Annotated in this window: 12 protein-coding genes; 11 read left to right on the top strand and 1 reads right to left on the bottom strand. The window is 39.6% G+C overall.

Annotated elements, in window-relative coordinates; genetic code table 11:
- Positions 1-7: 7 nt before the first annotated feature.
- Together nrdG and HUE98_RS12565 are read left to right on the top strand one after the other, a co-directional pair.
- Positions 8-538: an anaerobic ribonucleoside-triphosphate reductase activating protein gene (nrdG, locus tag HUE98_RS12570; RefSeq protein ID WP_241420978.1), complete on the top strand. Its 531-nt coding sequence runs from the start codon at positions 8-10 to the stop codon at positions 536-538.
- A gap of 161 nt (positions 539-699) precedes the next feature.
- Positions 700-966, top strand: coding sequence for a YlmC/YmxH family sporulation protein (locus HUE98_RS12565; protein WP_241420977.1), 267 nt, complete (start codon positions 700-702; stop codon positions 964-966).
- 98 nt (positions 967-1,064) lie between these two features.
- Here HUE98_RS12565 and HUE98_RS12560 read toward each other — a convergent pair whose 3' ends face one another.
- Positions 1,065-2,054, bottom strand: a complete 990-nt coding sequence (locus HUE98_RS12560) for a M23 family metallopeptidase (protein ID WP_241420976.1) — start codon at positions 2,052-2,054, stop codon at positions 1,065-1,067.
- A 370-nt stretch (positions 2,055-2,424) separates the two neighbouring features.
- On the opposite strand from HUE98_RS12560, the gene HUE98_RS12555 reads away from it, so the two are divergent.
- The 9 genes from HUE98_RS12555 (at position 2,425) to HUE98_RS12515 (ending at position 11,918) form a co-directional block, all read left to right on the top strand.
- On the top strand, positions 2,425-2,946 hold the full coding sequence (locus HUE98_RS12555; protein ID WP_241420975.1) for a peptidylprolyl isomerase: 522 nt from the start codon (positions 2,425-2,427) through the stop codon (positions 2,944-2,946).
- A gap of 395 nt (positions 2,947-3,341) precedes the next feature.
- On the top strand, positions 3,342-4,070 hold the full coding sequence (locus HUE98_RS12550) for a SurA N-terminal domain-containing protein (RefSeq protein WP_241420974.1): 729 nt from the start codon (positions 3,342-3,344) through the stop codon (positions 4,068-4,070).
- A gap of 784 nt (positions 4,071-4,854) precedes the next feature.
- Positions 4,855-5,268 carry an RrF2 family transcriptional regulator gene (locus tag HUE98_RS12545; RefSeq protein ID WP_241420973.1) on the top strand — a complete coding sequence of 138 codons (414 nt, stop codon included), beginning with the start codon at positions 4,855-4,857 and terminating at the stop codon, positions 5,266-5,268.
- A gap of 203 nt (positions 5,269-5,471) precedes the next feature.
- Positions 5,472-7,100 carry a hydroxylamine reductase gene (hcp, locus tag HUE98_RS12540; RefSeq protein ID WP_241420972.1) on the top strand — a complete coding sequence of 543 codons (1,629 nt, stop codon included), beginning with the start codon at positions 5,472-5,474 and terminating at the stop codon, positions 7,098-7,100.
- Between the two features lie 153 nt (positions 7,101-7,253).
- A complete protein-coding gene (locus HUE98_RS12535) occupies positions 7,254-7,577 on the top strand; it encodes a cupin domain-containing protein (protein ID WP_241420971.1) in 324 nt (107 codons plus the stop codon).
- Positions 7,578-7,725: 148 nt separating this feature from the next.
- On the top strand, positions 7,726-8,910 hold the full coding sequence (locus tag HUE98_RS12530) for an ammonia-forming cytochrome c nitrite reductase subunit c552 (protein ID WP_241423557.1): 1,185 nt from the start codon (positions 7,726-7,728) through the stop codon (positions 8,908-8,910).
- 343 nt (positions 8,911-9,253) lie between these two features.
- Positions 9,254-9,580 (top strand): cupin domain-containing protein, encoded by a 327-nt coding sequence (locus HUE98_RS12525; protein WP_241420970.1) that lies wholly within the window; start codon positions 9,254-9,256, stop codon positions 9,578-9,580.
- A 274-nt stretch (positions 9,581-9,854) separates the two neighbouring features.
- Positions 9,855-10,934 carry a redox-regulated ATPase YchF gene (locus tag HUE98_RS12520; protein ID WP_241420969.1) on the top strand — a complete coding sequence of 360 codons (1,080 nt, stop codon included), beginning with the start codon at positions 9,855-9,857 and terminating at the stop codon, positions 10,932-10,934.
- A gap of 147 nt (positions 10,935-11,081) precedes the next feature.
- Positions 11,082-11,918 (top strand): GGDEF domain-containing protein, encoded by an 837-nt coding sequence (locus tag HUE98_RS12515; protein ID WP_241420968.1) that lies wholly within the window; start codon positions 11,082-11,084, stop codon positions 11,916-11,918.

Genomic DNA, 11,918 nt, shown 5'->3' with positions numbered 1-11,918 from the left:
GAGGGACATGCAGTTGAAATTGAGGATTGCCGGAATGACAGAAGAAAGCGTGGTAGATGGCCCAGGAATAAGGTTTGTGGTTTACGGTCAGGGTTGTCTGCATGCCTGTCCCGGGTGTCACAACCCTGAAACCCAGGACCTGGAAGGGGGAAGCCTGGTAAGCCCGGAGGAGATTGCTAAAAAAATAGAAAAGAATCCGTTGTTAGACGGGGTGACCTATTCAGGGGGAGAACCGTTTCTTCAGGCAGAAGCTTTTGCACAGCTGGCTGAAATAGTAAAGCCCTGGGGCCTTAACCTGGTGATTTATACCGGTTATACCTTTGAGTTTCTTTTAAATAAAAGTAGAAAAGATCTAAGTTGTTACAAACTACTGAAATCAACGGACCTCTTAATAGATGGTCCCTATCTTCAAGAAAAAAGAGACATAAAACTGCTCTACCGGGGCTCTTACAATCAGAGAATAATAAATATTCCAAGGACCCTATCCAGTGGTGCCCTTTGTCTATGGCAGGACACAACAGCTTTACCGTTAGAATAAACAAAAAGGTAAGGGATTAAAATGTCAGGTTAAATTTTTAGGTTAGATATATAGAGGGGTTAGTTCAAAAAATGTACACTAAAATAAGTGTACATTTTTTGTGCATTTTTTTTAATTTCTGCATATATTTATAAATAGAAGAGTATCGGGGAGGGTAGTACATGTTGAAAACATCTGACCTTAAAACCCGAGAGGTAATTAATATACAGGATGGCAGGAGGCTGGGTATGGTCAGTGACCTGGATATTGACCTGGAACACGGCAAAATCCGGGCCATTATTATACCTGGTTCCGGGAAACTATTGGGTTTTTTTGGAGGCGACCGGGACTATGTGATCCCCTGGAGTAAAATTGTTAAAATCGGTATTGATACGATCCTGGTGGAACTTCCAGATTACTCCTATGATAGAGAGGATTACTACAGGTAAACCGTCTCCATCTGCATCATCTTAGAACATTTGAAAATATTAGGAGATTAAAAAAGGAAGCCTTTAATTAAAATGGCATCCTTTTTATGTGTTTTAGTTTATTTTAGTGCCTGGCTATAAATATTACGAACAGTAGAAACTGACTTTCCTTTCCCTAAAAAGGAGCCGTTCAGCCATATCTCAAAATGGAGATGAATACCGCTGCCTGAACCCTGTACAGATTCACGAGTGCCGGTATTCCCGGTATTACCAATTTTTTGACCTTTTTGAACCACTGTACCTACCTGAATACTGGAGTCAATACTGTCCAGGTGAGCATATCGGGTGATAATCCCGTGCTCATGCTGAATCCAAATCTGCATACCCCTGAACTTGTCCAGCAAATCCTCAGGAGTAATTGCTGAGGATTTAGATATCTGGATAGCTTCATCATATTCTGCCTGAGTCATTTCTAGAAAGCCGTGGTCTGCCCGGATGACGGTTCCTGGACCTGCGGCCAGCACGGAAGTATCTTTAGTTACGGAAACCCCACAGCTTCCGCCATAGTAATCCAACCCTTCATGTACTCCGTTTCTGTACGTTCTGGGGGCATTGGGAAGCTGTCCATTAACAGAACTGACCTTGGCCCCCTGTATAGGATGGCTTAAAAAGGAAAACAGGAAAATCAGTTCTTCACTACTCATTTGAGTAATGTTTAAAGCTGAAGGATTCTGTATATTTATTAAGTGTTCTAAAGGAACTTCAGTATTCTCTTGGGATGTTGATACTTCTGGCTTGGAATTTTCTGATTCTGTGTTTTTTACTGGACTTTCCTTATCATCTGGTTCTTCTTTGTCTGCTGTACTTTTCTTATTATCTGACGTTTCCAATGAGTTTAAGAATTCTTGGCCATTTAGGGCGTATATTCTATCATAAAATTCTTGATTAAAAACATTCCCGCTGTAATCATTACCTGTGTTATCTTTATCTGCAGGATTTGCACCAGAAGAAAAAGAGTCTTCCGTCAGTGAAAGTTTATGTATATTCATACATCCAACAGCAATAAGAATAATTACTATAATTAAAATTAGGACTTTGCTATATTTCATATAGTTTTCCTCCCTTTTCACCTTCTCACTACATTGTAGCAAATTTTTTTCTTTATTACAAATAATTACTTTCATTTAAATAATTACTTTCATTTAAAAGATAGTTAAATCGATTTAGTGATTATTTTTTAATTTTAGATTCAACATTTTCTCTGAAAGAGAAGGAAATACCTTATTAAAAATGAAATTATAATTATTTAGGTTAGCAGTTTATAAGTATTATGTTGTGGGAAAAAGTAGATTGTTTCATATAATTAAAAATAGAAAAAGATGAACATATTAACTTTTATAGGACAACTAATTATGGCCGGAAAGAAGAATTCATCTCTTGTTATAAATTAAAAAAACAAAAAAAGGAGGAAATTTAACGATGACTAATCCAGTGGCAGAAATAGAAATGGAAGGTGGCGGAGTGATTAAGGTGGAACTGGATCCCGAAAATGCTCCAAATACCGTGAAAAATTTTATCAACCTGTCTCAAAAGGGGTATTATGATGGGTTGATTTTTCACCGGGTCATACCGGGCTTTATGATTCAAGGGGGCTGTCCACAGGGCCAGGGTACTGGAAACCCCGGGTATGCTATTAAGGGGGAATTTACCGCTAACAACTTTCCTAACCACCTGAAGCACAGCAAAGGTACTATTTCCATGGCCCGTTCTATGTCACCCAATTCTGCTGGCTCACAATTTTTTATTACTGTAGCTGATACTCCTCATCTAGACGGACAGTATGCAGCCTTTGGCACAGTGACAGAGGGTATGGAGGAAGCTGATAGAATTGTGGTAGTTAAAAGAAATCAGCAGGATAAACCTTTGGAATCCCAGGTGATTAAATCCATTAAAGTGGACACTTATGGAGTGGATTATGGTGAACCGGAAATAATCAGTTAATATTATGGAAATCTAAAACTATAGTAGTAACTCGTTTCAGCAAGCTAAAAAAATCGGGGAATCAGGTGGAGACTCTACTCCACCTGATTAAGACCCCCCACCTACGCCAACGCTTAGAGGTGGGGGTCTTATAACCTAAAAAAAAGAGATAAAAATAAATAGCAATATTCGAAAGTCCCTAAAGAATCATTTATAGGGATTTTTTAATATCCTTTAAAGACTATTCTTAGTTGAGAGCTATTTCTCTCCATGTTATAATAGGGACAATGTCAATTTACTTTTTCGAAAAGAAGGGTTAATTATTGTCTTCCTGATACACGAATATGTGTGAGAAAACAAGAATAAATTGGTATATATTATTAAATTGGTATATATTATGAAAAGGAGAAACTTATATGATGAAAAATAAGAAAAGTACCTTAAATAAGGTTATCTACATTGTCCTTGCTCTTTCCCTGGTTTTGGGACTTGTTTTAAGTGCCGCCTATGGATTGTTTGACGTTATTAGGGATGGCCGGGCAGCGGCCACATCTCCAGATGATGTGGTGGCTCTAGTAAACGGTGAGGAAATTATCAGGCGTGATTATACTTTGCAGTTGGAACAGACAAAAGCTTCTTATGAAATGCAGGGTATCGATTTAAGGAGTAGAGAGTCTCAGGAATTATTACAGCAGTTGGAGTATTTTGTTTTGGAGGACCTTATTAATCAAAAGCTGGTCATTCAGAAGGCTCGTGAGGAAAATATGCAGGTAAATCAGGAAGAGATCCAGGAGGAATATGAAGAAACGGTTTCCCTTTTTGAAAATGAGGAGCAGTTAGTGTCACAGCTGGCAGATATGAACCTGACTCTGGAGGATTTCAAGACACTCATTGAGGAGCAGCTGTTATATTACCAGTATTTAGAAGAATATATGGAGAGGGTAGACCCCAAAGAGTTGGAGGTTTCCCCGGAAGAAATTGAAACCCTGTATTCTCTTTACAGTTCTCAATATCAAGATATGCCGGATTATGAAGAGGTTCAGCAAGAACTGGAGGAAGAATTAAGATGGCAGAAGCATGATGAAGTTGTAAAATTGTTGATGAATAAAATTAGGGAAGATAGCGAGATCAAGATTCTTTTGTAGAACCTGTAAAGAAATTATAACATTAGAGCTTTTTAAATTAATGTAATATTTTTAAAATGGTTTTCCAATTACTTTGCTGCCTGTTGATAGGCAGCTTTTTGCTTATATTAATAATGAAAATCAGTGCTTGTTATAATTAAAGGGGACTCCTCTTTGGGATAAATGGTATCTATTAAAAAAAAATAACAAATAATAAAAATTATTCCCTTGAGGAGAATCCTGTGATATAATACCCATAGGGGGTATATTTGAAAAGGAGATGATACGTTATGTTAAAGGTTACCGAGAAGGCTGTAGAAGAGCTCAAAAATTATTTAACCAAAGATGACCAGTTTGTTAGAATTTATATAAGTGGTATGGGATGAGGAGGTTCAGTCCGCTATGGCATGTCTCTGGAAGAGACAAAAAAAGAGGATGATTTAGAAATATCATTGGACAGTATATCAATAATTTTAGACCCCGGAGCTTATGACAAACTGCAAAAACAAAAACTGGATTTTCAAAATAGCGGTTTGACTATTACCTCTCAATAATAAAATTTTTAGTTATAATATCTCTCTTGTCCCATGCCAGGGGGACGGTTCTTCTGACAAGGTTGTCAGGGGGACAGTTCTCTTGGCAACTTTTTTGAAGTTTGTCAAGAGAACTGTCCCCCTGGCAGTCCCTAGCACTTGCCCTTGCTAAAATTTTTTTTTAAAATATTTAATTTGAAGAAGGAATTCTTTTTAAGATGTAGAATATAGATAAAGTAGATGAAAATAGTCCTATTTAAGGGGAGAAGAAAATGCAGATTACTCGTCAGACGGAGTATGCGGTTCGTACTTTGCTGGAGTTGGCTAGTGTTCCTTACGGTCAACTATTGAGCACCCACATTATTTCCGAACATCAGAATATCCCCGAGGTTTTTTTAAAAAAGACAATTCAATTGTTGGCCAGGGCCGGCCTGGTAAAGACTCAGAGGGGCAGCCAGGGGGGAGTTGGTCTTTTGGTAGTCCCGGAGAAAATCACAATTGCAGATGTTTTAACGGCGGTGGAAGGGAAAGTAGCCCTAAATGTCTGCCTGGGGGATGGGGATGTTTGTCCAAATAAGGCCAACTGTGGGGTCAGGTGTATACTGCTGCGGGCCCAGCAAGCAATGATAAAAGAATTAAGTCGAGAGAGCCTGTTGGATATTGTAAGGGGAAAAATTGGGAATTAGAAAGGAAAATGGGTATAACTACAGAGTTTTTTTAAACTCTTGGAGACTAAAAAGGTCTAAAATGCCTAAATAGTAGGAGGTGGCATCTAACCCAATATTATTAATTATTTTTGTAAACGAAAAAAGTTATAACAACGCTTTAAAGTTTTAGTGTTATGTTTACAATTATTGTTTGCTAACTATAAAAAAAGGAGAGGATTTAAATGTTTTGTAATCAATGTGAACAGACGGCCAAAGGTACAGGGTGTACGGTATCGGGAGTCTGTGGTAAGAAGCCGGAGGTAGCAGCGCTGCAGGACCTTCTAATCTATGCTGTCAAGGGTCTTTCTATATATGCTAATGAAGGACGTCAAAAAGGTGTGGTCAACCAGGAGGTTAACCGGTTTACTACCAAAGCTTTGTTTACCACTCTTACCAATGTTAACTTTGACCCTAAAAGATTTCAGGAATATATTAACTACTGTGTTGAATTGACTACTGGCATTAAGGATGAGATCAGTGCTGCCGGGGGGATTGTTGATTTTTCAGATCCTGCTTCCAAGCTGAAACCTGCGGCTGAAATGGAGGGGCTAATAAAACAGGGAGAAGAATTGGGCCTGCCGGTGGACCATGGTGCCGGGGAAGATATTAAATCCCTGCAGCTGACCACTTTGTTTGGGATTAAAGGGGTAGCAGCTTATGCGCATCATGCCGAACTTCTGGGTCAAGAGGACGATAGGGTTTATGCCTATATCCACCAGGCCCTTTCGGCCATGGGTGATAGGAACCTGGGTTTAGAGGATTGGGTAGGTTTTGCCCTTAAATGTGGAGAGGTCAACTTAATCGCTATGGAACTGCTGGATAAAGCCAATACGGTTAAATACGGTCAACCTGTTCCTACCGAAGTACCCCTGGGTCATAAGAAGGGAAAATGTATACTGGTTTCAGGGCATGACCTGAAAGATCTGGAGGCTCTGCTTCAGCAGACTGAAGGGAAGGGAATCAATATTTATACTCATGGCGAAATGCTTCCCACCCACGGTTATCCGGAATTAAAAAAATATGGACATTTTTATGGGCACTACGGAACAGCCTGGCAGAATCAGAAGAATGAATTTGCTGATTTTCCCGGATCCATTGTTATGACTACTAACTGTATCCAGAAGCCCAAGGATTCTTATCTAGAAAGTATCTTTACCGTGGGGACAGTTGGCTGGCCCGGCCTCAATCATATTGAAAATGAAGACTTTACCCCTGCCATTGAAAAGGCCTTGAAAATGCCTGGTTTCTCTCAGGATGAGGATAAAGGTAGTGTCCTGGTGGGCTTTGGGCACAATGCGGTACTGGGTGTAGCAGACAAAGTAATTGAAGCGGTTAAAAACGGTGACATTAAGCATTTCTTCCTGGTGGGGGGATGTGATGGGGCCAAACCCGGCCGCAGCTATTATACTGAATTTGTTGAGAAAGCGCCAGATAATACTATTATCCTGACCCTGGCCTGCGGTAAATTCCGTTTCTTTGATAAGAAACTGGGTGATATCGGCGGCATCCCCAGGCTGCTGGATATGGGTCAGTGTAACGATGCTTATTCTGCCATCAAGGTGGCGACAGCCTTAGCGGGAGCTTTTGATTGTGGAATTAACGATCTCCCTCTATCCATGGTCCTGTCCTGGTATGAGCAGAAAGCCTGTGCCATTCTGCTTACACTGCTGCATTTAAATGTTAAAAACATCCGCCTGGGCCCCAGCCTGCCAGCCTTTGTTACACCCAACGTGCTGGATGTCCTGGTTAAAAACTTCAATATTCAGCCCATTAAAACTGCTGATGAAGACCTGGCTGAATTACTGGCCTGATAGGTGTATTTAAAAGGACTTAACTTAATTTATCATCTTATAACCTGTTCCCCCCAAGGAGCTCTCACTTTTCTCTCCTCCGGTCTATGCCTGAGGAGAGAAAACAAAAATTTTAATATTTATTAAGAATATGTTAAGGAAGAAGGGCTTGAATTGTTGGAGAAAAGATTTACATATACAAAGGTCAGTGAAAAGAAGATAGAGAAGATTGTTGACGATAATAACGTCGTAATAAACCATATGACTTTATTAAAAGACGCTGGACTACCTGTACACTTATCAAATTCCAATGTATATATGATTATTATTAATGGGAAGATGTCCATCGCTTTGGATGATCAGGATTTTCATCAATATGAAGAAGGGGATATTATAAATATTCCCTATAATGTTAAGATGGATGTGAGAAACTTTTCTGAGGACATTCTTGAGTTTTTTGTGGTTAAGGCTCCTAATCCCAAGGATATGAAAAGATAACTTTATTACCATTTTAGAAGGTTTTTTTCTGCTACTTACTATCTTGTTAACCACAAAATAAAGGATATAATTATGGGGTCTCGAATTCATTAAACAAGTTCAATGGTAAGCAAAGAAATTTTTTGAGGAGGTAGAGCCATTGAGAAAAATGGTTATTGGCCTGGTATGTTTGTTATCTATGTATGGGCTGTTTTTATGGGGTTGTCAGGTTCAACCCCAGGGAATTCCCTCAGGTGAACCTGATCCGGCTGTTTGGGGAGAAGCGTATCCAGACCAATATGCATCCTACTTGAAAAACTCTGAAATGAATTCTACTGTATACCGGGGTTCTGTTCCTATTGACTATTTGGAACTGTACCCCCAATTAAAAACCATTTACGAAGGTTATGGGTTCAGCAAGGAATATTTACGTTCCAGGGGCCATGTATATGCTTTGGAAGATGTGAAACACATTGGGCGTCCCAAACCAGGAGCCACTTGTATGTCCTGCAAAAGCAGCAATGTTCCCGGACTTATAGAAAAATATGGAACACAATTTTACAGTATGTCCTTTGACGAAATTGCTGAAGAGTCCATATACTCCATTTCATGTTTGGACTGTCATAACCCTTCCGGCATGGAGAACAGGATTTCCAGGCCTTTTTTGACAGAAGCCATGGATAAAACCGTTGAACCACCGGCTAATAGATCTTCCCGGGATCTGGTATGCGCCCAGTGTCATGTTGAATATTATTTTGACCAGGATACCCTGGAAGTAGTCTTACCCTGGGAGAAGGGATTGAAGCTGCATCAAGTGGAGGAATACTTTGATGAGATGGGATATGCCGATTGGATTCATCCCCGGTCTGGAACGCCGCTGATTAAAATTCAGCATCCAGAATACCAGTTTTATTTGGGGAGCGTTCATGATAGCATAAATTTGGCCTGTGTGGACTGCCACATGCCCTCGGTTCAGGGGGAGAGCGGCGAGAGCATACCTTCCCATTGGTGGACCAGTCCGCTGAATCATATGGAGGAATCCTGTGGTTCCTGCCATCAAGACCTGGCGGATATCCGTTCAAGGTGTGAAAAAATACAGGAAGATACCATTAACTCCATGGAATCTATCATGGATAAACTGGTGAACGTTATTGAAGGCCTGGCTGTCCTGACAGAGCAGGGAGAATCGCAGGAACTGGATGAAATCAGGAGTCTACACCGAAAAGCCCAAATACGTTTTGATTGGGTGTTTGCTGAAAACAGCTGGGGATTTCATCATTCCAAAGAAGCCTGGGAACTTCTGGATGAAGCCCATGATTATGCTGATCAGGCCCTGGAGCTGTTAAATAACTAAATAGACACATTTGTTTTTAAGCAGGTCTACAAATTTCAACAGTGTTTGGAAATAAATTAATTGTAAATAGTAAATAAATAGATATAAGTTAACTCGTTTCAGCAAGCTAAAAAAAAGGGGAATCAGGTGGAGACTTTACTCCACCTGATTAAAAGCACCTACGCTAACGCTTAGAGGTGGGGGTCTTATACCCTTAAAAAAAGATAAAATAGACTAAGGTATCATGAACACATTGGAAAACAAAAATGTAACTTTAAATCAATTGTTAAAAAAATGAACATGAGCAGCTGACATCTGAAAAAACATTCATATGTGCTGCTGCTCATGGATAGGAGATGGCAGTATGGAAGATCAAAACATTATAGGTAAGGTAATTCCTTTGACAAATCTGGTAAAATACCAGGAGAAGTCTGTAGTGAGCAGACAGGTTATTGCTCAAAAGACAGGTACGGTGACCATTTTTGCCTTTGACCAGGGGGAAGGACTCAGTGAACATACAGCACCATTTGACGCCCTGGTTCAGGTGTTGGAGGGGGAAGTGGAGATATCCATTGCCGGAGAACCTCACATAGTTAAAGACGGGGAAATGATCATCATGCCCGCCAACAAGCCCCATGCTTTGAAGGCTTTGTCTCAGTTTAAAATGATGCTGGTGATGATTCGGCCTTAGAAGTTCGTTAATTCATAAAAAATTTGTAAAACGGGTTGTAAAAGCTGTTAAAAAAAATATTGGCTCTGCCTTTTTCAGGTAAAGCCAATTTTTTATTTTTTTTAAAGTTCCTGTTACTTAAATAAAAATTTTAAAATTTGATATTTTGAGTTTAAAAATAAGATTTGTAAAAAATGATATAATCTGCTATGATTTTAAAGGCTAAAATAATTTTAAAAGTGTGAACTATAAAATCATTAAAAGAATTATTTACTTTTATGGGGAGATGAAGATAATGCAAATTGGATTAATAGGAATGCCTCTTTCCGGTAAGACCACAATTTATAATCTGCTTACAGAGCAGCACCTGGAAACCGGCCCGGGGGCAAAAAGCGAAATTCATGTGGCTTCGGCAGCTGTTCCCGATGACAGAATTGAGTTTCTTTCAGATCTTTATCATCCACAAAAAATCAGTCCTGCCCGAATTCAGTTTATGGACCTACCCGGTATGTGTTCTCAAAATGGAACTGCTGCCCAGGGAGCATTTTTGTTAGATAAGGTTAGGGGAGCAGATGTTTTGGTTCAGGTGGTAAGGGCATTTCATGGTGATTATGTCACTCAGTCTGTTGGGGAACCTAATCCTTATAAAGAGATTTGTGATTTTGGCGATGAACTAATGCTGGCGGATCTGGCAGCGGTGGAAAACCGTTTAAAGAAACTGAAAGAGGGGCGGAAGCTCCCTAAAGATGTGGTATATCAGATTACTTTTTTTGAACGCCTTCAATCTGCTTTGGAAATGGAAACCCCTCTGGAAAAGGTGGAAATGACGGAAAAGGAGAGGGAATACCTGTCAGGGCATCACTTTTTAACGGAAAAACCTTTAATTTTGGCGGTCAATATTGACGAAGACCAGCTGGCATCAAGGGATTATTCTGATAGGGACAGGGTAATTTCCTATGCAAAAGAGCGGGGTATCCCGGTTATAGAAATATGCGGGCTGATGGAGATGGAGATCAGCCTTTTGCCCTTAGAAGAACGGATAGAATTTATGAATGACCTTAACCTTAAAGAGTCGGGAATTACCCGGTTAGCCCAGGCTGCATACGGATACCTGGGTCTTATGTCCTTTTTTACCGTAGGGGAGGATGAGGTCAGAGCCTGGACTATAAACAACGGTACACCTGCTCAAAAGGCGGCAGGGAAAATCCACTCGGACATTGAACGGGGTTTTATTCGGGCTGAAGTCTTTCACTTTGACAGCCTTCATGAACTGGGAAGTCCCACCAAAGTCAAGGAAAAAGGTCTTTTCCGTTTGGAAGGTCGGGATTATACTGTTAAAGATGGAGATATTATCAGTTTTCGTTTTAATGTATAAAAAAAATAATTGAAAAGCAATAAGACTCTTTACTTTTCCTGAGTTTGCTTTAAAATAAGAGAATAGGTAGAAAATTAGCAAAAATTGTTCTAGAATTCCCGTTTTTGTATTGAAAATAATGGTAATAATCAGGTGGTGAACAGAATTTTGTCAAACAGCAGGATTGATAAACCCGATGATTCAAAAATTCCCGGAATAGATAATTATCAAGATATGATGGACAGGATTTGGAATCACCTTTCTTCAATTATTGGTCAGGCAGCTACTGCTGTAGTTTTTCAAAATGCCATGCAGGAAATACAGAGGGGTTCTCCCTGTTTGAATAAAATTAAAGTGGATTATGCAGGAGTTAGTTTAAAACAGTTGTTTAAGCAAGAAGAGCCTGTGGAGGAGACTCTTATGTTAAGGAGTCTCCTTTTTTATTTTGAAGGAATTACAACTGTTCTTATTAACTTGACGGAAGATATGCTAATTCGTCAGGTGCAGCCCCTTATGCGGGATATTAGAATAAACACGTTTTCAACCAATCTTCCAAACCGTTTTTCGCTGGAAAAGGCACTGAGTTGTCAGGTAGCCAGGGCAAACCGAGGAATCGGAGGAGCTCTTTTAATGATTAGCCTTGATAATTATAAACCGGCAAATGATAATCTCAGGTCAGTCTGGGGAGATCAACTAATGAAAGAACTGGCAGACCTGTTAATGAGCCGTTTAAGAAAGGACGATTTTTTAGCATGGCTGGGAGCAGATGAGTTTGCATTAGTCCTAAATGATGTTTCAGAGCAGGATGTTAAAATTATTATAGGTAAACTAAGGGGAGCAGTAGAACAGCATGAATTTACTTTCCTGGAAATATCTTGTAAACTGAGTCTTATATTTCAGGTAATTATGGTGGATGGATTAATGGATGCACAGCAGATTCTCAATAAGATGGATAATATTCTGTGCTCCGTTAAAAAAGATGAAACGAATGGATTGTTATGGTAA

Origin of the sequence: Candidatus Contubernalis alkalaceticus (genome assembly GCF_022558445.1) — a bacterium.
GTDB classification, from domain to species: domain Bacteria; phylum Bacillota; class Dethiobacteria; order SKNC01; family SKNC01; genus Contubernalis; species Contubernalis alkaliaceticus.
The sequence above is the reverse complement of the archived record's forward strand: the minus strand, read 5'-3'. Positions and strand labels throughout refer to the sequence as shown.